Raw genomic sequence first — 22,818 nt, forward strand, 5'->3', positions numbered from 1 at the left:
TCTACCTTGATTTTTTATCTCAATGTATGATATATTAGGAATAAGCAACAGAATAAAGCCTAGAGCTTATATTTTTGTTCGGGTTCTTCGGAATCGCCTTCAATATTACCAAGCAAAGATATTGTGCTGGCAACAAACTTTAAAGCAAACTCAGGAGCAAACAAAGAAAGTACTCCAAGTATTAAACCAAAAGGGTTAAAGTTACCGAGCAAAGTATAGGTAATCATCAGTGTCGTTTCGACAATGTAACTGATTCTACGCGCTGCTTTAAGGTTTTTGTGGTCATGAGACAACCATTGAGTTAAGCGCTGTTTTACAGAAACATCAGCGTCGGTTTCAAGGTTAGGATTCACGTTATTTTTTGAGTAATATTCCGCAAATTGTCTGCTGATTTTCCACATCTCAGAACTAAGCTGAAAAGCATTCACGCAAACCCCGAAGAATAAACCAATAAAACCTGCCGAATAACCACCAATGGAAGATAACCCAAATAATCTACCGAACCATAACCCTAGTGCGTACCATTGACCAGTAGTCACGATTAAAACCACGCCAAATATAATGATTGACAGCAAACATGGCGTTGATGGTGAGCTAATAAATTTAATTGCGATAGAAAACAAGAAGACAGCAGTGTGTAAGCATTCGTGAAGAATCTCTGATAAAAGCGTTAGTAGTTTTCGGAGAATTCTAAATATTTTCTTGACAATTGCTGTAACTCCATCCCAGAATGTTTTTTTGGTTTTCTTTGCTGTATCACTTGATGAATTAGAACCAGGTTTATAATTTTGTTGCATTAGTTGTCACCTTTCATTGATAATTGATTTTGAACTTCTTTTATACTGAAAATCCGTGTAACAGTTACCTCGCCATTCGAGTAAACAACATTAAGGAATTGTTTTGTTTTTGGTACGTAGACGCAACTTGTAGGAATCTTCCCGGTTTCTGTACCTTCGACTGCGATAACATCGTTTATTTTCAGCGGATAATTAGCTTTATTCTGCCAGCAGGTATCGCTCTTAACATGTTTCGCGATATTAACCAGCGCTCTCTGCCGTGAACTTATCGCTGTTTGCGAAGAAACATTCGCTGATATTTGCTGGGTCATTCCATAACTAAATATTGAGAAATTACCTAGCACTCCCACCAGAATAATTGTATTGAGATGTTTTTTTAAAGTTTGAATCATTGCGCTTATTCTTCGGTTAATTGATGGATTATTTTTTACATGTTCAAGAAACATCTGTGAACTGGTTACAGCCCCGCCAACAAATCCAACTTCGCTAGCGGCTGTAACCATATCTATAGACTTTAAGCAATGAGCTTTTTCTTGAACACTTGCATAAAAACCGCGAGTTCATCCTTGGCTGCAACTCCATCAGCTTGTAGTTTTACATCGTCGCCTAACAGCCCAGATACTTCTTGCAAAATGCCGCGTAATGTTTCACGCTCGTTTCTGTGTTCTTGCTGGAAATGTGCCGCTAGTTCTTTTTTCTTCTGATTGTGTATATGGATTATTGCTTGGTTTTCTACTTCAGCGATTGTTTCGTGGTACTGTAACCGCTCGACAATACTAAGCTTGATTTGATGCTCTAACACCTCGCTAGCAGTCAATACAATAGCCTTCTGATGTTCCAATGGCATATCTACTACATGTTCTATTGCAGTGGCTCCAATGCGCTTTGCATTAACTAGTTTGGTGATAATCTCGAACTCCGCATCAGTTAATTCTTTGACTGAATCCCAGTGATTGTTGGTTTCGGATAATATCATGCGGATTTCTTCAATAGATAACCCTGTTTCTGTCGAGACTTGATTAATGTTTTTCATTTTGTAAAATCCTTTTTAGTAAATTTATTGAATGTTTTAGTGTTTGAACCCGGTTTGCTTCCGGTAAGCATACTTTGAAAAATCCGCTGGACTAGCTTTGATTTTGTCAACGATGAATTTCTTGTTCTTAAAAACTTTGAAGGCATCGTTAATTTGAATTAAAACCCAACATTGGTAGCGAGTCAGCGGTAAACGTTCTGTGTGAGTTTCGCGGTAATCCTCAATTAATATTTTTGCCATCCGCTGATAACGATGCAAGGTAGCTGCACCCACGTTTAATATTTGTGATAAATCTTTACCGAGCGTAAACTCTGGTAAACTTGTAATGTCAAACTGTAATAAATCTGTTGATAACACCTGTGTTTTTTCTCCTGTGATTGTTTGATGGAAGTTCGTGGAAGTTCGTGAAAGTTCGTGAGATATTCTCTTGGTTTATCCGTGAGATATTTAACAGTAAAAAAAACGAGATTTGATAATCGGTAATTGTTTGAAATGCGTCTCTGTTGTTTTTACGCTTCTGTTATTAGTTTACCACATTTAAGATGCAATGTGCAACTTAATAGAGATTTTTTTTGGCTAAAACCTTTGTTATTTAAAGGTTTTAGCAGTGATGCAATCAGCACATCAAAACTAAGTTTTTATTTAGAATATAGCCATAGTAAAGGTTTCACCGATTAACCCACTGGGAAAATGCTAAGATTAATGCACTGATGCAAACTGCACATCAAAACTAAGGTTTACTTTTTTAGCTGATGCACAATGCTCACTTTAAGGAAAACTATCTTGTAGATAAACCTATTAAAAATCTTATGTCTAATCAAAACACTGTTAAAAGAAGCACCATCAATATACCCACGAAAATCTACGGATTAATCCTTAGCCTATCCGCAAACCAAATTAGTTTTAGTTCCACAGTTGTCATGCTACTGACTGAAGCTCTAGAAGCCCGTGGTCTTATCGTTGATAAAATCGAACCAATCACTAAGGATGAACTTAAAGAAAAACCGTAAGCTTACTAAAAATGTTTATATATAAACAATAGCTGCGTATTTACGGAGTTATTTTAGTATCTTTTTAGACATGTTTTCTCAAACCTTAATAGCTGCTTAGAATTTCGATACGGGGGGTTCCAAAACCCGTCCATAGCCCCCCTACTTTTTAAAGACTAATATAGTTGCTATGGACGGATTTTTTGCTTACTGTATAAGGCTTTCAGCGATTTAGCCCCTTGCAACGCTTGCAAGCTTTTTTAAGATGCCAAACCCCTGTTTCAACCTCTAAACAAAGCCTAAAAACAGCTAACACTGTACTTAGACCAGAGATAGATACCAAAAACATAAATACTAATCATCTGGTCAAGGGTAGCGCAGTGTGGGCATCCGCAAAAATATCCTTTTAGCCATCCCGCAGGATTAGCCCTGAGACAGCCCCAACGCCCCGTAGGTCGCGAACTTCGCTTGCATAGCCAGCAACCGCTCATCAATGCCACGGTAGAGCGGTTAACCTGCGGAGATGTCTAAAGCTATTATCTGTGGGTAAAGTCTCTGGAAGGCACTAAAACCCGCGCTTTTGGCAGAAGCGTTAGAGATATTACTGTATGGCAATCAAGCATTGATTCATATCTCTGATTAATAATCTTTAAAATTCACCGCATAAAAATATTGCACTGAGCAATAAATATGTTAAAATAGTGTTATGAATAGCCCAGAAAATATGGCACAAAAAAATATATTGTGGCTGTTCCGCAGAAATAATTTACGAGAAAAATAAGGAATAAAGTCATGGGAGAAGCGCGAAGAAGAAAAGGTTTTGACCCGAACTATGGGAATAAAACGACAGAGCAACAAGCATTAGAGATTTGGGAGAAAATACAAAAAAATAAACCTGAAACTTATTCAATAGATTTAGGTTTATCAGTAGCAGCAGAGTTTGGGACGAAGAGATTTAATTTAAGATTTGGCACAGGTGAATACCAATGGTGTGTTTTTCCTTATAAAAAGTTCACAGGGATAACAGTAGTGCTTCCAGGGTTTATTATAGATACAACATTGTATACAGAACAAAGAATAATAACATTGGAATATCCCTTGAAGCACAACAAAGAAACTCTTGATATAATTTCAGAGTTGTTAATGAATGAAGGCTTAGAAGTATTTGCGGATTGGGGTAATAGATACGCAACAAAGGGAATTAATTCTGATTTGGCATCACTGAAAAAACACAGGGATTTTAAAGAGTTGGTAGTTCCGATTAAGTTCACTGAAAAGAGCTTAGAAAAGATACGAACAGCAATAGCGGAAATGAACCAAGGCAAGCAAGTTAATCAGACAACAAAGGATTTGGTTTCGAGTACTGTAGTAGAAGTACCAACAGAGAATGTGTTTTATTTTACAGATGGCACCAATAAAACTCCACAGCAGCTTATTAGAGAACTAGAAGATAGAACAGCGTAATAAAAACAATGATTAACTTAGAATTAATTGGCACTGATTTAGGATTATTAATAAATGTGTTGGATGTTGACCTGCAATATCACCTATTGGAAGTAGAAACATCGGCAGGGAAATATTGCATAAGTCCGTTAGCAGCCTGTAGTGATTACGATAAAAATGAACTTGATGAATATGATAGACATTTCTCGAAAGCAGTAACAGCGTTTGAATCAGTGGAACATTTTAAGGACAACCCTGATACAAATATTTTGATTAGCGTAGATATATTTGGTGCTGGTTATTTGAATTGTCAAGATTATTCACTATTAGGTTAATCTAGCGTCTGAAACAGCGTTTACAGTCTTCGACCGAAAGCTTCGCATTACATACAATCAATAAGTTGATATAGCATTTGTTCATCGGAAGAATCAAGGTCATCTACATTAAAAGTTACATTGGTTCCATCATTGAAATAAAGCGTAAACTCTTCGCTGTTTAAATAATCTTCGCCATCAAAATCCCAGTCGTTTACTTCGCGGATATCATAATCTTTTCCATCGATAGTTATCAAGAAAAATCTTTCTTGAGCTTCCTTGAGTTCTTTCGCAAAATCGTTCATTGCTTTAATTCCTTGATATATCTTCTAAATAGATTATAGCATTTCATCATGTAATTTCACAGACTTTACACATCAAATGTGTGCCTTGAAAACCTTTCGCAGCAATGCTTACCAAGATTACTTACACCTCAGATGGATGTCTTGGAATAATCTTTGAAAAGCATTGCAAAATTCCCCAAGGATAATGTACAATAGAAATATCAAAGCACTTACACCTCAAAAACAAAACCTCAAAGTGTTTCACAGAAAGAATTTAAGGTAAGCACTGACATATCAGCAGGGAAACCTCAAAAGGTATTTATGGAAAATATTTTAGCAGAAAGAATAACAGTAGAGTACGGTGGTCAAAGCATCAGTGGGATAGCGCTGAAAAAGAACTCAAGAAATTCCTTCGGGAACCCCAATGCGTTTGTATCAAAGAAAGATTTAATGATAGCGTTCCCTGGATTAACAGAGGTAAGGTTACAGAAAGCGCTACAACGGGGTAAATTTATAGCCAAAACTATTGATACGACCATTGATTGTTATCGTGTGCAAGCGGTGAACATTAACAATGAGATTTTCTATAAATTTAGTTTGCTAAAAAATATCCTTGATAAATTAGCTTTAAAAAGACCTTATATCGATAGTTTGCGTAAAGCTTACTTTAGTGGTGAACCAGGGAAGAAGCGTAATAGGACACCAGGAACAATATCAAAGTCTCAGCCCAAGAGCCAAGCTTTAAGGCAGCTTCCCGCGAGTTTAATCGGTGAATGGCTCAAAGCTTGCCAACCGTTAGAAGATAATGAATATGGGGCAACGAACAAATGCAATATAGATAAGCAGTATTGGGACGAAGATTATTTTGTAAAGTTCGAGGAACAACCGCTGCGAACATTCTTGGAATTAAGTGATGAAATTAACTCTGTTATCTGGCAATGTGATAACACAATATATTGCGATGATATATATATATCGCATGATTATAATAATAGTCCGCACTGTATCTTGCAAAAACTTTTTGAATATAACCTTGTATTTATTGACAAACCAGTAGCCAAAGCTGCCACAGCGAAAGAAATCTTTGATTTAGGTGTAAGTAAGTTTAGTGATGATGGTTCAGTGGGTGGTGTCGAAGATTTTCAAAGAGTTTTATTAGAGTACGCATTGTTAAACCACCGCTGGGACATCTTAGCGGCGTTCGAGGTAGGTAACAGAAAACCTATCGATAGAAAAGCTTATTGGACTAAGGTCTACAGCGAGCAACTAGGGAAAGAAAGCGTTAATTATTGGCAATGGCTACCCAACAAAGAATGTCTAGAGATTTGCGAGGAATTAACTTGGTTACTTTCGTTAGATAAACCCAGTAACGATACCTTGATTGTTTTAAATGTCTTACCCAAAGGTCAAAATCCGTTCGGTGAAGCCAAGGATTATAATTCTAAAGATTTTGGTTCATGGGCGACTAGACCCGCGTTTATAGACTGGAATAGCACCCGCCGAACAGAAACAAGAAGCGCTTTCAGAGAATGGCATGAGACAACCTTGAAGTTGATTGGCAAGGATAAACTCGAAGCTATCTACAAAACCTGTTACAGGATAACCTGGGATATCATCGAGGAAATTATTGACCAATTCTCTGGACACTGGTGGGAAGTTTTAGGGGTATCATCCACGGCTAGTCCAGAGCTTATCAAAGCTGCTTATAAAAATCTTGCCAAGAGATATCACCCTGATGTTAACCCTAATGGGCAGGCAAAGATGGTTATCATCAATGCTGCTTTTGAAGAATTCGAGAAAACAATCAAAAAAAACAAAGACATGTCTTTAGATGAAATGATTGAATATGTCCGCAAACAGACAGCTAGATAATTCTGTTAATTTCTCAAAGCTATAGCCAGAGCATTTTCTAGCGTTCGCACATCGAAAATTTCAATGTACTTTACAGAAAATATCACTAATGTACTAGCTTTGTTAGATTGACCAATGGTAATACTAGCGCTGCATTTTTGCCAATATCTCTGGTGAAATCTGATGTACTATCCGCGAAGTTTCTAGCGGCAACCAATCAGGATTATTTTGCTGGTGTTCAATAAAACGTTCTTCGCTCCAGATTACTAACGGACTATCGATAGTTTCAATGAAGCCAACAAAGACAAGTTCGGTAATATTCTTTGAGATATCCATAACATTAATCAAGGAAAATATCAGTATACAATCTAAAGTTACCTTTTTAGATTAATGTTACGCTGAATCGCTAAAACAACCATATATAAGCTTTACGGATTAACTTTTTGATATTTTACTGGACAATCATAGAATATCAGTAGCAAAATCCTTGAAAGTACTGCTGGACGGTCTTAAGGGACTATTTAGTGCTTCACCCGTGGATTAATTGCAAAATGATTTACGCAAATCGCTCCTAAAAGACCGTACAGCAATATTTTCAGGCTGTGCATAACAAGTTAAGTTATAGAAATAAACACTAGTCATGCACACTAAAAAAGCCTACTAATCATTTAATCTTTAAAAAGCTTCTTTGTACAAATTGGAAATAGGTCACGTAATCATATTTACTGTTAGCTAGTGGACAGTCGCAAGACGCTCGCACACTATCTTAAAGTTGGCTCGCAGCTAGAATCCTTACTATCCAAGGCATTTCTCTAGAAATCGATTTTAAGGGCAATACAGAGGACATTCAGCAAAGGTATAATCCCACGGCTAGCATCTTTAAGGTGGCTTGCTGGACGTGCTACCGATGGCAATCTGTGTATCTGACAGCGTGCAGCTAATGGTGCCACCAGGGGACAGCTACCTACAGCTAAAAATCCTTGAAACAATTGCTGTGGTTAAATCAGTGGCAACAGCTAAGGAGCCAAGTTCGCCGCTCCAGCCCACCAGTTCCCCTCTGGAGCCGAACAGTGCTAAAAATCCTTGAAAGTATTGCTAGTGCTGGATTCTTTGGTGGAGCCATGAAGCTTAAACCATGATTTTCCGAACAGTAAACCACCACCCATAATAGAAGTCGGCTAAAAACATTGCTTGAGGCTTTATTGGTCAATTCCGTGGATATTTCCGTAAATCTGTCCAATATTGCCAGTCGCCTATAATTCTTGCTGGTGCCTGCGGTTAGCTGTTGGAAGACCATCAGAGATATAGCTTAATGGGCATCTAGTAATGGTAGGACGAAGTACTTGCGAAGCTAAATGGCTTTTGGGACTTGCCACAGATGACCCACAAAAAGTCTATTGGATTATCCAAGAAAAAGCTCCGTAAAGTGCTGTGGCTGGTCTTTTGGGACTGGTGAATAAGACCCACAATAGTAATAAAAAAACCTTGGTGGTAGCACCGCTACTTCGTGCGAAGCATGTCATGCACACTAAACGATTAGATGGTCATCTAAATAAGATTCACTAGTAACCGCTGATGGTGAACATTGATACTAGCTGTGATGGTGCCTGCGGGTGCCTATCAGAGATATAACGATATATCGGTATCGATGAGTCTGTGATGGACAAACTGTCTTTGACAATCATCAGTGAACGACCGTTCGGTCATTCTTTAAAGTTTGTTTCGTGGGTGGGGGTTCTGCGGTATTCCCATCGATAAACCGTAGATTTAATGCGTAAATAAATCTTTGGTAGTTATCGATACTGCCAACCAGTGAATTACTACTGAGGAAGCTATCAAAATTAAACCACCCCAGAATCTAATCTAAGGTGGTTCAATGTTGTTATCAAGGAATTAATCCTTGGGACTATCTTCGCTGTCTTCTTGGGCAATATTCCGCTGGTACATCTCAATATATAAAGCCTTAAGCGCTTTCATTGGTTTGCTACGGGATATCGCTGAATTTAGCCACGGTTTTGTCTGTTGTATAGCTCGTTGCTTCGGTGTCAGTGGGAACTCTATCGGTTTTAACACTGCATCATCTTCGGGTAAATCTGTAAACATATTTATTCTCTATCAAAGTTTAAAACAGCGAACTCACCATGATAAAGTTTTGCGACATTATCATATGCAATTGCAGCAGCGATTTTATCTGTGAATGTTCCTAGATGTTTAATTTTGCCGTTTACCTTGATACGCGCTATCCATTTATTGCTGGAATGCCTGTGAACTCCCTTAAATCCTGATTTATTGTTTTTTCGTTTGGTGCGGTTCCAAGAATTTTGACTAGCGGTAGCTTCCCTTAGATTAATTCTGCGGTTGTCTAATGGATTTCGATTAATATGGTCTACCACTAAAGTTTTATCGAAGCCCATCCTTTTTGTAACTAACTTGTGAAATTTAATAAGTTTACCTTCGACCCACCCTTGAAGATAACCCCTGCCGTCAACATACCACGAATCAACACCATTAAATGTTAAACCAAGTAGGTCAGTGTCTTGATTATCGATAAGAACTTCGCGTACTTTTATTGAAAATATCATAAAAGTTTCTCCGGTAAATATAAGGGTGTTCGTTAATAGTTTAGTCTAATGGTAAATTTGATGATTTGAATCGCTGGAATACCTAATCCCAGGTCATCGCCCCAGTTTTAAGCTACTATTTGATTATTTTTGTACGAACCACTGGCGAACCGTGTGCGGAACCTTGTGCGGAACCTTGTGCGGAACCTTGTACGGCGTACAAGGTTGATTGTACCGTAAAACCCTCTCTGTTTTTTCAAAGTTCGCCCAAGGTCAAAATCAGTGAACATCAGCGGTCAATCTTTGATGCTCAAATCAGCGCATCACTCACTGGTGATTCTATTAATAAAGCTTCGCTAGCTCATCCAGGTGACGTTTCCAAGCTGGGCTATTGGTCTGCTTTGCAGCGTATAACTCTTGGGTTGTCGGTGGCACGTACTCTAAATCATTCACTGGTGCTTCTGCTGATGCTTCTGCTGATGGTTTACTGCGCCACTTCTCCGCTATTTCCTGTGATTGTTTTAGATACTCCGCTGCCTGCTCTTTTGCTAGTTTCGTTGCTCTGTCCATCTGCTGTAATAGCGATTCTGTCTCTGTTGTTTTCATATGATTCCTTTAATATACGTTCATTATGAGCCTTTAACGCTGCTTGTTGTTCTTTAGTTGCCCAGTTTCCTTTCATTAAATTATCCCTGATAGTTCCGCAAATGGTTTCTATGACTGACTCACAGATTTATTTCCTGATACTATCATAGCATATTTTTTGGTGAGTATGCAGATTTGCATAGTAATATATTTTGCAGATTCAAATCCAAAGATAGCGACTGCTGGCATGATGCATCGGAGTCATATCAAGGGTTTGACCGTGGTAAAATGTTAAGAGAAAACTTTAATTAATATGTCACGACATTTTGTCGGAACTTCACTGAGTATCATTTAGTGAATCCGACAAAAAGTCCATTAGAGCCATCTCTAAATCAATCAAAGTCATTATCAGTAGTGCTTTCAGGAATCCGAAACTTTGGAGCTTATACGTAGATGCATTTCTCTGGATTTCTCGCGCAGCAGCATTAATGATATTCCCTAGGTTAGCCCCGCTAGAATGACCAGCAAGCTTCCTCTAGGATACTAGCCGTGGGATTATTCATTATTCATTCGTCCTCTGATTTGGGTCTAGAATGACCAGCAAGGTCAATCTCTGATAGGGACTGAGGTCTGAGCGCTGGAAACTTTGCGCGGGATAATTCATGAGTTATAAAACTCGAAATCTTCCCTGAACCCGTCCAACACAAGCCAGCAGTAAGTAGCATCGTGTTTCTGTTCGTCGGTAAGAACATTGCTGAAAGCATCTTGGACAAATATAATGTGTAACCAATAATCGTAGGGCATTGGGAATTACCAGTAAAATTTCAATGTTTTGTCTCAAGACGCTTGTTTGCTGGTTTGGTTCGCTGACTTTTTGCGCGCGGGATTTTAACCTATTCTTAACCCTTGGATTCATCTGCGATTGGCTCACCCTTATCCGTTCTAATAGCCTATATCCCAATCCTGACTATTAAGTTAATAATGGCTGCACCCACAATAGACTACCGCGAACTACGTATAGAGCCGATGTTTTTGAACAGTCTACAAAGGCTGAAACAGCGGTTTTGTCATCTGAAAAGCTTGCAAACGTTGCAAGGGGCTAAATCGCTGAAAGCCTTATACAGTAAACAAAAACCGCGTCCATAGCACCTATATTAGTCTTAAAGTAGTAGGTGGGCTATGGACGGATTTTGGAACCCCCCGTATCGAAACATTAAGCAGCTACAAGGTCAACTGAGAACATGTCTAAAAAGATACTTAATTGAGTACCAGTAGACACCTTAGCAGGTTCATCGCTGGATGATTCACCGAATGGTATCTCGGTATCGCTCTCTGGAATACTAATGAACTGCTCCGGTGCGTATTTAGCAGCGATACATTCTTGGATAGCCATGATGTCCGTTTTTTGGTAAATTTTGCTGTCATATGCGTAGGAATGAACACGTTGACCATCAATGGTTGGTCGTCCAAGATATTTAGTTTTGATACCTAACCATTCAAGCATTTCAGAGATTAAAATCATTGCTTGTTTGTCATTAAACTTCTTGGCAACTAAACTGCGGTCTTTGTTTTTTTTAAGTTCAACGCCCCAACGTTTTTGGAACTCAAGACCATTGATTTTATCGATAACATTGCGAACTTCGGGTGTTTTAACGTTCCAGCTATCGAGGTTGATAATATCAAGAAGACCAATGTTAATTACTGCTTGAAGTTTAGGGTATTCATCGCTGATAGCAGTGGGTAAACATTGACCTGTTTTGATGAAACCTTTAAGGATGTTCAAAGTTTGTTTAGTGAAGAAATCCTTGGTTATATCCAAGTTTTCGACAAAGAATTTTCTCTGAAGTTGTCTAATTAATTCAGGTTCATCGAAAACAACCTTGCGGATAAATTCACTGGAAATATCTTTGTTAAATATTCCGGGTAGTTTGTCGTTGATTTTGTATTTAGTGATTGCCGATTGTTCTGATGGTGTTCTGTGTTGTTTAGTGCGGAGTTCAGTGTATTCAGATTCGCGCAACAGGTCAGCGTCGAAAATGTCCTCTGATTTTTCATCCTTGATACAATCTTTGATTTTTTTTAGTTCATTCTTGGTTGAGGTATCGCTAGGTAATGCAATGTAATCGATATTGTGTCCAGCTTCTTGGAGGAGAACATTAAGGCATTCGCGGATATTTCTACGTTCGTATTCGTATTGAACAGAGGTTTCAATCGCGGCTCTACCGTTGGTTGTTTCAGATTGTTCAATAACCTTAGCTATGAGTGTTTTAAAATCATAGTCAGTGCCTAATTCCTCGAATACTTTGTCATCGATTAAATCACAAACAGCATTAAAATTATTTTTTAGTGTCTCTCGTGTAGCTTCAACATCATAATTATCATCGCGTCGTCCAGCGATAGAATTAGCGACACAAGAAACGTAGGTTTCAATCGCTGGGTCACGTGGTCTGAATATACCTTGTGTTCCCGAAGATGCATCAATAACCCCGTTTAGCATTATATATTCGTGGTTGAAATACCCGCGAAGTGAGATATCAAGACCGCTATCTCCGGTAGGTGACACTAAAACACCATCGTATTGGTTTTTTAGTAGTTCATCATTAGGATTTTCAATGAAAGCAACAACGTCAGGTTCACTGGAAGTATCAGCGCAAACTAGCAGATATTTTTTCAGAGGATTAGCGGCAGTAAGTGTTTTATGGATAGAAACAAGAGAATCTTTGCTATCGCTAAAGCTGTAGAATTTTTCAGTGCTATTAACAAGTAAAGATTCAACCGCAGAATGGTCATTGTTATTGATTCCTTCGATATCGATAACATCAGTATCAAACTTAGTTTGACCTTCGTAACCATCTTTGTAAGTACCAACAATAAATTTTATTGTGCGTTGTTCAGCGTTTTTTTCGTTGTAGTACTTCCGTAAAGGTCTATCAGTGCCAGCTAATTCATGAATCCACTGAACAGCAGCAGTATTTAAATGTCCATCGAGTAAAATAATGTTGCCACAAATCTTTAATACAGTGCCTAGAATTTTGAGACATTGGTTGCGTACAGAAGGGGCAATATGTTTTGAAATCAGCAGGTGTTTTCTAAAAGACATCAACTCATCAAAAGCAACAGGACGGTTTTTAAATACTTGCTCATTGCCTTTAAATCTAAGTAGTGAGTCAACGCAAAAACTCAGAACAGCATTAGGGTTATTCATATTAGCGATAAATTCATCGGCGTTCCGGTGAATATGATAACCACCAAGTAATTTCGCTGTTTGAATCCCTAATAAATTTCTGTAGCCAAGTATTAATGCACCAGCTTTTAAGTTTTCGACTAATAGACGCATCCAAAAGCTTTTACCAGTGCCTAACCCAGATTTGATTGCGATAATTTCTCTTGGGTCAAAACCAGTGGTAGGTACGCCGTCGCTAACATGGGCAACGTTTATTGATATTGCACCAGTAAACTTTCTCGAATCAGTCCAACGAGCTAAACCAGTGGCTCTTTTTTTCTGAATCCAACTCTGTTTTTCTTCCTCGGTAAACTCTTTGTTGGTAGCTTCACCGCTTGTATTGTTGTCTGATTCGCGAGTATCAACGTTATAGGTTGTAGCATCCCAAAGTGTATCACCAGCGTCTTTGGCTTTTTGACGGAATGCTGTCATGACTTCAGCACTGGTACAATCGCTTTGACATTTCACTGCACCACTCACAGCATGAATATGTAGATTATCCATGTTGCCACTGCTGGAGCCATGCGCGGGACACTGACAGGTATGCCATTGATTCCTACCTCTAGCATCAAATCCTAAGCCGTAGTTCCGTGCAAAGTATCCAGAAAGAGTTTCCTCGGAACCTAACCCAGCTTCTCTTAAGGTTGAATCGCTGACTTTGTTTAGTGGAAACTCATATTCTTTTTTGTATGCTTGGTGAACTTTTTTTAGCGATTCTGTCCAAGCTGTTTCTGGGTCATCACAAGCAATACCTTCGTGTTTTTGTTTGCAGAGTCTAGCGAAGAGTTTAGCCCGTGTATGTAGTTCACTGACTTCTGAATCAGCGCAAGTTCTAAAGATATTAGGGTTAAAATTCTCATGGGAATAATTAACACCTTTTTTCTTTTGGTTTAGCTTGCTGTTGATATATTGATATCCCTTGAAACGTTCTTCGGAATAATCTTTAATACCTAACTTGGCTCGTACTTCTGCGAAATATTTAAGAATATCTTCGGGTGAGTGTTGTGGGTCAGGTTCGCAGGTTATTAATTTGCAGGGTGTGGTATCGTAATCAATTTCTCCGGGCAATTGGAACGAGGATAGTTTAATGTGGTCAAAACTTGCGAGACGCATTAGCCGTGGTAAATCTTTAACCGCTGGGTCAGAACCAAAAGTGTAAGCTGCGATTTGCTGTAAGTGTTTCCAAAGTTCTAAATCATGACAATATTCTTCGCTAACTCGCAAGTAACTGTGTGTTGAACGTCTAGTGGTAATTGCAACAGTTAAATCTACAGGTAACAAGGAATTTACAAGAGCTTGTTCTTCGTGAGTTCCTTTGTCCGATTCCCAGAAAACAGCATGGAATTTGTTTACTGATGCATTATCGCGACCACCATTAACGTTATAATAAATTCCTTTATCGCAATTTTCTTCGGCTAACCAGGAAAGACCATCTTCGTGATAATCTCCGGTGTATCTCTTGGTGCTGTAACTATATTCTGTTATCTGTAAATTGTCTTTAGTCAACACTCCATGCCAATCTGTACGAGTTCCGTCTATTGGTGGGATGTTGCGTCCTGTTACAGTATCGCCTTCTTCATAACCCAGTGCATAAAGCTGTTGAATCGCTGGATGTATCTCTGGTGTACACACACCAGCAAGTGTGCTGATGGACGCTACGCTAACATTGTCCACGTTTTGCGGTAAACTAGATATAGCACTAACTAATAGTGCTGGGGTATTCTCCTTTGAGATAACCTCTGAACTTATATTTGAAGAACTATTTACCTTTGAACTATCATCTTGTACAATATTAGTAAGCATTTTTCATCGGTTCCTATTTTTTAAGTTTTGAGTAGGATTCCCGACTGGTTCACTAAAAAAGCTTTGAGTTTAACTTTTGGCATTAAGCCGTAAAGTTCAGCGTTAAAATTTCAGTGTTAAGAAAAACTCGGTGGAAGCTTTCTAGGACGGCGAATCCTAGGTTAGTTAGCCGGGATTTTTTTTGGGAACTTTTGTCTGCGACAATATATATCGTTCCCTATTGATTATTTTCCTTAGTACGTGCCCGTAATAGTTTCAATACCCCAAGCAGGGGACGGAAACACAAGTTTTAATCATGTTAAAATCAATGATGATTCACAGATGGTTCATGATTGCTAGCCATATATCCAGCCTAGAAAAAGTTTAACGGTCGGTCTGGAGGTTCGTTATAAAGGGCTATCGTAAATCTGTATCCCTCGGTTATAAGCTTTGACTATCCACTTACGACCTACTCTTTTCGATTATTTTTGTTGCCCGTTTTCAAGGTACTGGTTCGCGGGTAAATGCCAAGGGGCATTAATTATTGATAGTTATCTGCATCAATTCCACGTTTTTCTAGGAACTCATGCAGTGCTGATAATAATAAATCTTTCATGCTCATTCCGTGGCATACTGCTATTTTCTTGATGTTTAGATTCTGTGGTTCAACAAAGCAGATTCTTTTCTCGGTCTTATTGGTTATAGTGTTCATTGTTTTTGCTTTTTTGTGCCTATTTATATTTTAATAATAGCGCAGATAAAATATTAATACAAGCATCAAAAAGGTATACCCAGCAGTTCTTTCAGGATATCTTCATTAGAGATATAGTACACAAAGTAATATTTTCTGTAAGTGATATCGAAAATTTCAAAGTGACATCGCTGAAAAATAGACACAGAGCTGCTTTCAGCGCAACCATAAAAAACAGTGAATATTACAGAGAAATAAACGTTGGTTAATCGATAACTTTTAGTGATTGATTAATGGATTAACTAAGGATATTGTGATGGATAAACCAAAAAAAAGTTTACCAATGAACAGAAAGCAAGGTTTACTGCTCTTAAGAAAACTGGCATTAGAATATTATGAAAAGAATTGTACTGATTCTCCCCAAGGATTAGCGTTAGCGTCCACGGCGTTCCGCCAGTCCTTCGTCCCAGACATACTCCCTGCGGTCGAACCAACTTCGTTGCTACTTGGCTGTAGTAGTTATATTATTATTACGAGCCATGATATTAAAAATCAGGGATTAGAACTTTGGTAATATTCCCTGCATAATGTTTGTACAAAACCTCGATAGAATGCCCGGTTATTTCAGCGATAGCTGCTGGTGACATTCCTTGAGCTAAACAGTGGCTAATAAAGGTGTGCCGCAGATGATAAAAACTTCGGTATTTAACACCAGCAGTTTTAAGGCAAGTTCGCCAAGCACGTTTACAAAACTCAACGTCGCGTATCGCTAAACCTTCTGGTGATGGAAACACTAAATCGTTCTCGTTGGTCAACGACGGTTTCACTGATTTAAGCAATGCTTGTATCCTGGGATTACACGGAATTGTTCGGGGTTTATTATTTTTGGATGCTTTGCGCTGACCGCGAGACAGCGATGAACCTATCCAAACCTCGCAACAATCCTCAGAGACATCACCCCAACGTAGACCAATGGCTTCGCTTATCCTGGCACCTGTCCATGCACGAAACTGAACAAAAGGCAAGTAATATTTGTAGTAACGATTTTCCTCAAAAGCTTTAAAGATTAGCGCTAGTTCATCCGTGGTAAACGGCTGAGGTTTGCGTTTTGGTGGTACTTTGATGCGTCCAGGTAGTTCTTCCCACGGGTTTACTTTGACTAATCCTTGTTTGATTCCCCATGTCCAACTAGCACGGATAATTGTCAAGCGTTCTTTCAAAGAAAATTCTGCGAGTTTTTTCTTTTGATGTTCCGCAAATAATTCCGCGTCTTTTTCACTGACCGAAGTTGCTGGATTATTTTCTTTGAAAAAATCTTTTAGTTGCTTTGCGGTGGTATGGTATTTTTCGATGCTGCGACGGTAAAGACTTTTTGATTTGTAAGCTATAAACAGGTCAAATAATTCTGTGACGCTTCCCCGTGGGTCTTTCTCGTTGATACCTGGTTGATATTTCTTTAAGGAAGTATCGAAATTATCCGTAAGCATATCCAGTTCAATCTTCGCGGCTAATTGCTTCGCGGCTTTAATATTGACTGTTGTGTTGGGAAAACCTAGCGAGAGACAATAGCGTTTGTTTGCGAAAGTCCAACGAAGCCGGAGTCGTTGTTTAACTTCCTCGATGGCTACAACGCCCTTTCTACTGCCGTTTAAGTCCTGCGATGCCATACCAAAGCTGTACCTGTGAGGTTATTTTTTGGTATTTTTATTGATGGTTTGCAGGAAGATTTTAGAAACCTGACCAAGGGCTAGAACCTAGATATAGACTGGATATAAAAATATCGGAACGTTGGGATTTGAACCCAAGACCTCCACTACCCCAAAGTGGCGCGCTACCAAGCTGCGCTACGCCCCGAAGAATACAAATTTAACTTTGTAATCTTTAACTTAGCTATAATAACACAAGTCTGAAGAAAAATAGCATCTTTAATTAAAAAACCTTGAGTGTACTTGCTGCTTGGAGTAAACCTGGTACGGCATCGGCCTCCCATTTTCCTTCGCAAGCGCGTTTATTATTAATGATGAAGCGTAAGGTGTAGGAGTGATGGTAGCCTTCTGCTTCCATCCAAATTAAATCGCTTTCGGCTTCTATGGCTATTTTTTCAGAGTCCATTAACTCAGGCGCCAGTTGTTTCATTGTGTCAGCAAGCTGTGCTGATAAACGACAAAAATCATCTAATTCAGCTTGCGTTAACTCAACAGACCAATCCGAGGTACCTACTAATCCTTTAAATTTTGGCACCGAAGGGTTCCAACCAATACGCCAACCAACACCACTTTTAATGACACGTTCCATTTTAGCTTTTGCCTGTGAAGGCGTTTGTTAAAGCTTGTACTAAAGCAGCACGCTGACTACGGGTGAGTTTTTTTACGGCAGCCCTATCACCGTCAAATGGGTTTGTTGTTAAATTATCTTTTCCTGGATAGCTGTAATCGTACATGATTTCGTTGGCATCCAGATAATCTGCCAAAGTTAACTTCCAATCTAAACGAAAGTTAGGCGCCCGTCCCTTTGTGTAGATGTGGTAGCGAATTATGCGACCGACTAAAGTATTATCAGTGGCAACCTTACCACCCTCTTTAGCTTTGTAAGTATTTTCTTTGGGTAAATCTGGTAATTGTTGGTAAATTTTTTGCCAAACATCACCGATAACAACACGCTGCTGTGCAACTGCTGGCTGGGCGCCAAATAAGCTTATATTAGACAAAATTGGTGGGTTAACTTCGGCACTGCAAAGCACGGCAACCAAAACTGTTACAAATAAAGCGAAATATATAATTCGGCGCGCTGGATATAAAAAATAAATAATTGGCAGAATAGGATTTTTTTCCATTGTTGGAATTTAGTTGTTTAGTACATAGTATTTGATCCCCCCTAACCCCCCTTAATAAGGGGGGGAAAAGAGGGAGATTAGAATTAACTTCTACACTTCGCCAATGATTTCCGGTTGAGTTAGCTCATCTGACATTTCGATAATTGCGCGCAGTACAGGTTTCATGAGCGTATCATCGGCATTGTCAAAATCTTCATAACGGCGCCGTTTTGCGCGGTTAGCGACTTGAACTGTTATGCGATAACGATTTGAGGCTGCATGTATCAAATCCTCAGCACGGTGCATAATCTGAGACTGAGTTGTCTCGAACTTTGAACGCTTGAGCATAATCACTGGTTCAGTAGAACAACTTTTAGTGTAGCACTCGTGATTCATTACTCCAGGTAGAGGATATACATACAGTTGGGAATTTATAAGTTACTTGTAATATCACCGAAAAAGAAGCAACTTATGGCAAACCTTTTAGAAACAGCAAAGAATGCAGGTAATTTTAAGACTTTAATCAAAGTAGCTGAAGCTGCTGGGTTACTAGATACTATTGAACACGCAGATTCTTTAACTGTATTTGCACCTACTGACGATGCGTTTAATAAGTTGCCACAATCAACTTTAGATGAACTTCTTCAAGATATTCCTAAATTAAAGAGAATTGTCGCCTATCATGCTGTGTTTGGAGATGTACGCTCTGATGATTTAGCTCAAATTGATGAGGCGCCGACTGTAGAAGGTTCTATATTAGCAATTGAATCTTCTGACGGTAAGGTCAAAGTTAATGATGCTAATGTACTACAGACTGATATTCTTGCTGATAATGGCGTAATTCACGTTATTGATGAAGTATTAGTTCCCACGATGGTTACAGTGGAATAACCATGCAGGAGGATTGGGTAACATTTTATAAAGTTTACTTAATTCCTCTACATCACTGTCAAACCAATTGTTAACCCACTTGTTGTAGTGTTGAATAGCTTGTTGCTCGGTTATTTTACCTGCGGCTTCTGATGTAATTAAATGCCCTGCCATCATTCCCGACATGATAGCTTTTAGTACTCCGTGTGATGATGCAGGGTCGAGAACCATTGCTGCATCTCCGACTGTGAAATATCCTTTTCCTGCGGGTTGAGAAACAATACGCCAAGTTACATCGCTGGCACGTGTTTTTTGGTAAACTTGTAATTGCTCAAATTCTTTAGGAAACCAGTCTTTGTCAAGTTTTTCATCATTTAATGTTAGACGTGACCACTGGTAAAGTTGAGGTTTGACTTTTGCCGTCCATGTCCAACCGCTTGAGTCTGCTACTATTGCAGGCGCCTCATCACGCACCGGACATTCGCCTTGCACATAACCGTAATATGCTATTAAACGAGGTGAACGATAATTTATTTGTATATTTAATTGTTTAGCTAACCAATGGTTACTACCAGATGCGTCAATTACTTTTGATGCTTCTAGAAAACCTTGAGATGTTTCTAAACCAATAATTTTGCCTCTTTGGGTAACTATACGCTTTGCATGGCAAGGTTGTAAAACTTTTACACCCAAAGATTGCGCGCGTTTTAGTAAAATATTATCAAAGTCGGCACGTACTGCTTGAAATCCCTGCCATATTTCTTTATGGTCACTTCCAAAAGGGATAAATTTATTTTCGCCTTCCCATTTTACCCAGTTACCTTGGTGCCGTATAAAATTAGCTTTCAACAATTCTTCTTGAACTCCTAGTTGCTGTAAAAGCGGTTCTGTACCAGGATGAAGCGTTTCTCCAGGGTGAACACGTGGAAACGGTTTTGCCTCTATTAATATAACCTTCAAATTTTGTAAAGCACAGGTAATAGCCGTTGCGGCGCCTGCGGGGCCACTGCCAATAATTATTATATTATCCATATTTATTCTTATAATCTTGTGGAGCAGTCTTCTCAGGCTGCCCCATATGCTTGATATTAAACCCGTCTAGAAACCCAGGTGCCATTTCTCTGTTTCACTAACACATTAATAGGAGAAATGTATAATGTGGTTACTTCATCAACTTCTAAAGTAGATTTACGCGGGTTGCCTGGAAGTAGTTTGGGTTGTTTGCCATTACGCAAGTAAACTTCAAAGCGGTAAATTTTTCCTTGAAGTGTAGTGCGTGTTTGTGTTTGTGCTTGTTGGAGTTCTGCATCAGCAATTGTTATTGCCCGGAACGATAATACCCCGATATTTGCTTTTTGTTGCCTAGTAGTGGCATTGAACATACGATAGACGTTTGCCATTGCTAATACTCTAGCTTGATATTCAGATACATCTACTTTTCCTGTTAGTGATAGTGAGAATTTATTATTTAATGTATTTTCAACGTAGTCAGTGTGGTCATAATCAGCATATTCAATGACTACTTTTCCGTTATTTGATACAACTTTTGGACCTTGAATACCATCCCAAGGTAAGTTACCGCTTTGACCGATTTCTTCATCGGTAAGTGGGCTAACTGTTGGCCAATCTAATTTAGGTACATAGGTACGTGCGGTATCTGGCGCCACTGCAGGCCAAAACGTACTAAGAGCGGCACAAAGTTTTGAGTCTTCTGGAAAAGGACTACCCAAACCATAAGCAGCTAAATGTTCTACATTTCCAGACCTATCAATGCTTACATCCCAACCAGGTGCAAAAAATCCTGCGGCACCATCTGGTAAATGTGTGTGACGCATAGTTGGACGAACATTGAGAGAAGTTTGGCGTACTTCTGGACGATGAAGCGGTAATGATATTATGGCTGTGACTGTTTTATCTTCGGCACGGAAGTTGGCGCCTTGTATTTGAATATTTGCTGCAATACGGTCATCAGATAAAGACTCTGGTGGAATACGCCACAAACCTTGACGAATAGCACTGGGTACAGATTGTTGTGTCCAGTCTAAAAGTTCTCCTTGGTCGCAGTTAGGGAAAAAGTCAGGAGCAGTTACTAGCGAATATGCAGGAATATTGCGAGGAATATCCACAGCTAGTTGAGGACACAAAGCTTCTACCCAACCATCTCCTGTAAAGTCAATATAGTGTAGAGCATCATAACCGCCTTTTTTTACAGTCTCAACTACATTTGGCAAATCGTTAAGATTTTGGATTTGACCATTCGCTAACACTCTATGACGTGCATGAACATATTCTGGAGCGCTTCGATATTGACCTCCTTCACCCATAGCAGGAATCATTATACTCGAAGAAAGCACATCATCTGTTGGCTGAACTTTATATGTTAGTGGTTTACCTTTGTATGTTGCCGCTTCAACTAAATTTGGATGAACAACAGGTAACAATAATCCGGCGCCGAAATTAAGATTTGTTGCTAACTCAGCTATACCTTCGGTAAAAATAAATGGTGGATTGTTAATATCCGGTTGACCCCATCCAGCATTTTTAAGAACCAAGTGAATACGTCGCAGCTTTTCATTTACATGGTGAGTATCAAAATTTACTTGTAAATCAAGACCGCGAATACATTCATCACCAGCAAAAAGCTTGTGTAAAGGTACCCAGAAATTTAAACCGCTATCACCCTGTTGAGACCGCATTGGACCAAATGCATCTTGGTTTCCTCTGCTTTGCACTGCCACATAAGCTGAATAACGCGCGGGTAAAACACGGAAAGAATTTGGTTCTCCTTCCACAAACGGTATAAAACCACGTTTTGAAGCATCATATTTTGGTTGAGCAGTACCAACTCGTGCTACACCAGTTCGAGAAAAACACATATCCGCGTGCTTACGGTGAACAGTTTCAGGCGCCGGACGATACTCGTTAGCAAAAACAACAATAGCTAAAGGTTGTCTACCAGCACGCGCACGTAACTCTCGAACCGAAGGAGCTTGAACACCATATATATAGTTCTCAACAACATCAATTTCTGCTAATGTTGGAAAACCCTGTAAAAGTCTACCCGCAACAGTAGTAACATTACAACAAGCCAAAGCATGAAACAACAAACTACGAGCAGGGTTTCCCGCTTGAATACCGCGCCTTCCCTCAATAGCAAAATCTTCAAACCCAGGAACTCGACGATTAATACTAGGTAATTCTTTAATTAACTCTCGCTCTAAATCAGTAGCTGTAATATCTAAACCATGCTGCATCAGTAAATCACGCCATCCTAAAGGCGCCAGACGGTTGCATATAACTCTGACTTGTTCTATTAATCGCATATTTATTATTTAATCGATTGTGCTTTTAGTTACCACAACACCAAAATTATCGATTCAGGAAAATTAGGCACTGTAATTTGTAATAAATGGCATAAAAACAAACTTATACACCCAATTTTGTGGAACAGACATCCCTGCCTGTGGATTCATGTCTTCATTTTTACCATCGAGACACAGAGAGAGCTATATTAATATTTGTTAAGCACAAATAATACAAGTATACAGGCGCCAAAGTATCACCAAATACCCTATTCCAATAC

Annotated in this window: 24 protein-coding genes and 1 tRNA gene; 6 read left to right on the forward strand and 19 right to left on the reverse strand. The window is 39.1% G+C overall.

Annotation, left to right across the window (positions count from 1 at the left end):
- Positions 1–59: 59 nt before the first annotated feature.
- Genes DSM106972_RS28815 through DSM106972_RS28830 form a run of 4 tightly spaced genes read right to left on the reverse strand, consistent with a single transcriptional unit; the run spans position 60 to position 2,187 of the window.
- Positions 60–797, reverse strand: a complete 738-nt coding sequence (locus DSM106972_RS28815) for a hypothetical protein (RefSeq protein ID WP_127083914.1) — start codon at positions 795–797, stop codon at positions 60–62.
- Positions 797–1,300, reverse strand: coding sequence for a hypothetical protein (locus DSM106972_RS28820; RefSeq protein ID WP_127083915.1), 504 nt, complete (start codon positions 1,298–1,300; stop codon positions 797–799). Before DSM106972_RS28820 ends, DSM106972_RS28815 begins: the two co-directional genes overlap by 1 nt.
- Before the next feature lie 11 nt (positions 1,301–1,311).
- Positions 1,312–1,830: a hypothetical protein gene (locus DSM106972_RS28825; protein WP_127083916.1), complete on the reverse strand. Its 519-nt coding sequence runs from the start codon at positions 1,828–1,830 to the stop codon at positions 1,312–1,314.
- A 36-nt stretch (positions 1,831–1,866) separates the two neighbouring features.
- Positions 1,867–2,187 (reverse strand): hypothetical protein, encoded by a 321-nt coding sequence (locus tag DSM106972_RS28830; RefSeq protein ID WP_127083917.1) that lies wholly within the window; start codon positions 2,185–2,187, stop codon positions 1,867–1,869.
- A 452-nt stretch (positions 2,188–2,639) separates the two neighbouring features.
- Between DSM106972_RS28830 and DSM106972_RS53945 the strand changes: the two genes are divergently transcribed.
- From DSM106972_RS53945 to DSM106972_RS28845, 3 genes are all read left to right on the forward strand, one after another.
- A complete protein-coding gene (locus DSM106972_RS53945) occupies positions 2,640–2,840 on the forward strand; it encodes a hypothetical protein (protein ID WP_127083918.1) in 201 nt (66 codons plus the stop codon).
- 771 nt (positions 2,841–3,611) lie between these two features.
- Positions 3,612–4,283 carry a hypothetical protein gene (locus tag DSM106972_RS28840; protein WP_127083919.1) on the forward strand — a complete coding sequence of 224 codons (672 nt, stop codon included), beginning with the start codon at positions 3,612–3,614 and terminating at the stop codon, positions 4,281–4,283.
- Positions 4,284–4,291: 8 nt separating this feature from the next.
- Entirely contained in the window at positions 4,292–4,597 is a 306-nt protein-coding gene (locus DSM106972_RS28845) for a hypothetical protein (RefSeq protein ID WP_127083920.1), read from the forward strand.
- A gap of 47 nt (positions 4,598–4,644) precedes the next feature.
- Here DSM106972_RS28845 and DSM106972_RS28850 read toward each other — a convergent pair whose 3' ends face one another.
- Entirely contained in the window at positions 4,645–4,881 is a 237-nt protein-coding gene (locus DSM106972_RS28850) for a hypothetical protein (RefSeq protein ID WP_127083921.1), read from the reverse strand.
- Positions 4,882–5,181: 300 nt separating this feature from the next.
- On the opposite strand from DSM106972_RS28850, the gene DSM106972_RS55445 reads away from it, so the two are divergent.
- Entirely contained in the window at positions 5,182–6,732 is a 1,551-nt protein-coding gene (locus tag DSM106972_RS55445) for a J domain-containing protein (protein ID WP_127083922.1), read from the forward strand.
- 123 nt (positions 6,733–6,855) lie between these two features.
- Here the strand turns inward: DSM106972_RS55445 and DSM106972_RS28860 are convergent, their stop codons facing one another.
- From DSM106972_RS28860 to DSM106972_RS51585, 7 genes are all read right to left on the reverse strand, one after another.
- On the reverse strand, positions 6,856–7,047 hold the full coding sequence (locus DSM106972_RS28860) for a hypothetical protein (RefSeq protein ID WP_127083923.1): 192 nt from the start codon (positions 7,045–7,047) through the stop codon (positions 6,856–6,858).
- 1,557 nt (positions 7,048–8,604) lie between these two features.
- A complete protein-coding gene (locus DSM106972_RS28865) occupies positions 8,605–8,814 on the reverse strand; it encodes a hypothetical protein (RefSeq protein WP_127083924.1) in 210 nt (69 codons plus the stop codon).
- Between the two features lie 2 nt (positions 8,815–8,816).
- The gene (locus DSM106972_RS52725) at positions 8,817–9,293 is read right to left on the reverse strand and encodes an HNH endonuclease (RefSeq protein WP_201800796.1); all 477 of its coding nucleotides are present in this window, start codon (positions 9,291–9,293) and stop codon (positions 8,817–8,819) included.
- 321 nt (positions 9,294–9,614) lie between these two features.
- Positions 9,615–9,878: a hypothetical protein gene (locus tag DSM106972_RS28875; protein ID WP_127083925.1), complete on the reverse strand. Its 264-nt coding sequence runs from the start codon at positions 9,876–9,878 to the stop codon at positions 9,615–9,617.
- A gap of 646 nt (positions 9,879–10,524) precedes the next feature.
- Complete coding sequence (locus DSM106972_RS53955) at positions 10,525–10,773, reverse strand: hypothetical protein (protein WP_127083926.1); 249 nt, start codon at positions 10,771–10,773, stop codon at positions 10,525–10,527.
- A gap of 297 nt (positions 10,774–11,070) precedes the next feature.
- The gene (locus DSM106972_RS28885; RefSeq protein ID WP_127083927.1) at positions 11,071–14,883 is read right to left on the reverse strand and encodes a plasmid replication protein, CyRepA1 family; all 3,813 of its coding nucleotides are present in this window, start codon (positions 14,881–14,883) and stop codon (positions 11,071–11,073) included.
- 520 nt (positions 14,884–15,403) lie between these two features.
- The gene (locus tag DSM106972_RS51585; RefSeq protein ID WP_158632888.1) at positions 15,404–15,574 is read right to left on the reverse strand and encodes a hypothetical protein; all 171 of its coding nucleotides are present in this window, start codon (positions 15,572–15,574) and stop codon (positions 15,404–15,406) included.
- A 295-nt stretch (positions 15,575–15,869) separates the two neighbouring features.
- On the opposite strand from DSM106972_RS51585, the gene DSM106972_RS28890 reads away from it, so the two are divergent.
- Positions 15,870–16,127: a hypothetical protein gene (locus tag DSM106972_RS28890; RefSeq protein ID WP_127083928.1), complete on the forward strand. Its 258-nt coding sequence runs from the start codon at positions 15,870–15,872 to the stop codon at positions 16,125–16,127.
- Here the strand turns inward: DSM106972_RS28890 and DSM106972_RS28895 are convergent.
- The 5 genes from DSM106972_RS28895 to DSM106972_RS28915 all read right to left on the reverse strand — a co-directional run bounded on the left by DSM106972_RS28895 (position 16,099) and on the right by DSM106972_RS28915 (position 18,713).
- Complete coding sequence (locus DSM106972_RS28895; protein WP_127083929.1) at positions 16,099–17,220, reverse strand: tyrosine-type recombinase/integrase; 1,122 nt, start codon at positions 17,218–17,220, stop codon at positions 16,099–16,101. The genes DSM106972_RS28890 and DSM106972_RS28895 overlap by 29 nt on opposite strands.
- A gap of 113 nt (positions 17,221–17,333) precedes the next feature.
- A tRNA-Pro gene (locus DSM106972_RS28900) sits at positions 17,334–17,407 on the reverse strand.
- A gap of 75 nt (positions 17,408–17,482) precedes the next feature.
- Positions 17,483–17,848 carry a DUF1818 family protein gene (locus DSM106972_RS28905; protein ID WP_127083930.1) on the reverse strand — a complete coding sequence of 122 codons (366 nt, stop codon included), beginning with the start codon at positions 17,846–17,848 and terminating at the stop codon, positions 17,483–17,485.
- Between the two features lies 1 nt (position 17,849).
- Entirely contained in the window at positions 17,850–18,386 is a 537-nt protein-coding gene (locus tag DSM106972_RS28910; RefSeq protein WP_127083931.1) for a hypothetical protein, read from the reverse strand.
- 90 nt (positions 18,387–18,476) lie between these two features.
- Positions 18,477–18,713 (reverse strand): DNA-directed RNA polymerase subunit omega, encoded by a 237-nt coding sequence (locus tag DSM106972_RS28915; RefSeq protein ID WP_026093591.1) that lies wholly within the window; start codon positions 18,711–18,713, stop codon positions 18,477–18,479.
- A gap of 123 nt (positions 18,714–18,836) precedes the next feature.
- Here DSM106972_RS28915 and DSM106972_RS28920 point away from each other — a divergent pair, with 123 nt between their 5' ends.
- Positions 18,837–19,256 carry a fasciclin domain-containing protein gene (locus tag DSM106972_RS28920; RefSeq protein WP_127083932.1) on the forward strand — a complete coding sequence of 140 codons (420 nt, stop codon included), beginning with the start codon at positions 18,837–18,839 and terminating at the stop codon, positions 19,254–19,256.
- Here DSM106972_RS28920 and DSM106972_RS28925 read toward each other — a convergent pair.
- On the reverse strand, positions 19,227–20,267 hold the full coding sequence (locus DSM106972_RS28925; protein WP_127083933.1) for an NAD(P)/FAD-dependent oxidoreductase: 1,041 nt from the start codon (positions 20,265–20,267) through the stop codon (positions 19,227–19,229). The two genes, DSM106972_RS28920 and DSM106972_RS28925, sit on opposite strands and share 30 nt — an antisense overlap.
- Positions 20,268–20,323: 56 nt before the next feature.
- Entirely contained in the window at positions 20,324–22,558 is a 2,235-nt protein-coding gene (locus tag DSM106972_RS28930) for a hypothetical protein (RefSeq protein WP_127083934.1), read from the reverse strand.
- Positions 22,559–22,818: the final 260 nt, after the last annotated feature.

The organism is Dulcicalothrix desertica PCC 7102 (assembly GCF_003991905.1).
Taxonomy (GTDB): Bacteria; Cyanobacteriota; Cyanobacteriia; order Cyanobacteriales; family Nostocaceae; genus Dulcicalothrix; species Dulcicalothrix desertica.

Bases quoted from the DNA above. Each gene is read 5' to 3' on its own strand.
- DSM106972_RS28930 (WP_127083934.1), bottom strand. From the start codon at position 22,558: ATGCGATTAATAGAACAAGTCAGAGTTATATGCAACCGTCTGGCGCCT.
- DSM106972_RS28845 (WP_127083920.1), top strand. From the start codon at position 4,292: ATGATTAACTTAGAATTAATTGGCACTGATTTAGGATTATTAATAAAT.
- DSM106972_RS28895 (WP_127083929.1), bottom strand. From the start codon at position 17,220: ATGGCATCGCAGGACTTAAACGGCAGTAGAAAGGGCGTTGTAGCCATC.
- DSM106972_RS28925 (WP_127083933.1), bottom strand. From the start codon at position 20,267: ATGGATAATATAATAATTATTGGCAGTGGCCCCGCAGGCGCCGCAACG.
- DSM106972_RS28910 (WP_127083931.1), bottom strand. From the start codon at position 18,386: ATGGAAAAAAATCCTATTCTGCCAATTATTTATTTTTTATATCCAGCG.
- DSM106972_RS55445 (WP_127083922.1), top strand. From the start codon at position 5,182: ATGGAAAATATTTTAGCAGAAAGAATAACAGTAGAGTACGGTGGTCAA.
- DSM106972_RS28820 (WP_127083915.1), bottom strand. From the start codon at position 1,300: ATGGTTACAGCCGCTAGCGAAGTTGGATTTGTTGGCGGGGCTGTAACC.
- DSM106972_RS28890 (WP_127083928.1), top strand. From the start codon at position 15,870: ATGGATAAACCAAAAAAAAGTTTACCAATGAACAGAAAGCAAGGTTTA.
- DSM106972_RS28920 (WP_127083932.1), top strand. From the start codon at position 18,837: ATGGCAAACCTTTTAGAAACAGCAAAGAATGCAGGTAATTTTAAGACT.
- DSM106972_RS28885 (WP_127083927.1), bottom strand. From the start codon at position 14,883: ATGCTTACTAATATTGTACAAGATGATAGTTCAAAGGTAAATAGTTCT.
- DSM106972_RS28815 (WP_127083914.1), bottom strand. From the start codon at position 797: ATGCAACAAAATTATAAACCTGGTTCTAATTCATCAAGTGATACAGCA.
- DSM106972_RS28865 (WP_127083924.1), bottom strand. From the start codon at position 8,814: ATGTTTACAGATTTACCCGAAGATGATGCAGTGTTAAAACCGATAGAG.
- DSM106972_RS28850 (WP_127083921.1), bottom strand. From the start codon at position 4,881: ATGAACGATTTTGCGAAAGAACTCAAGGAAGCTCAAGAAAGATTTTTC.
- DSM106972_RS28905 (WP_127083930.1), bottom strand. From the start codon at position 17,848: ATGGAACGTGTCATTAAAAGTGGTGTTGGTTGGCGTATTGGTTGGAAC.
- DSM106972_RS51585 (WP_158632888.1), bottom strand. From the start codon at position 15,574: ATGAACACTATAACCAATAAGACCGAGAAAAGAATCTGCTTTGTTGAA.
- DSM106972_RS53955 (WP_127083926.1), bottom strand. From the start codon at position 10,773: ATGAATCCAAGGGTTAAGAATAGGTTAAAATCCCGCGCGCAAAAAGTC.
- DSM106972_RS28915 (WP_026093591.1), bottom strand. From the start codon at position 18,713: ATGCTCAAGCGTTCAAAGTTCGAGACAACTCAGTCTCAGATTATGCAC.
- DSM106972_RS28825 (WP_127083916.1), bottom strand. From the start codon at position 1,830: ATGAAAAACATTAATCAAGTCTCGACAGAAACAGGGTTATCTATTGAA.
- DSM106972_RS52725 (WP_201800796.1), bottom strand. From the start codon at position 9,293: ATGATATTTTCAATAAAAGTACGCGAAGTTCTTATCGATAATCAAGAC.
- DSM106972_RS53945 (WP_127083918.1), top strand. From the start codon at position 2,640: ATGTCTAATCAAAACACTGTTAAAAGAAGCACCATCAATATACCCACG.
- DSM106972_RS28840 (WP_127083919.1), top strand. From the start codon at position 3,612: ATGGGAGAAGCGCGAAGAAGAAAAGGTTTTGACCCGAACTATGGGAAT.
- DSM106972_RS28860 (WP_127083923.1), bottom strand. From the start codon at position 7,047: ATGGATATCTCAAAGAATATTACCGAACTTGTCTTTGTTGGCTTCATT.
- DSM106972_RS28875 (WP_127083925.1), bottom strand. From the start codon at position 9,878: ATGAAAACAACAGAGACAGAATCGCTATTACAGCAGATGGACAGAGCA.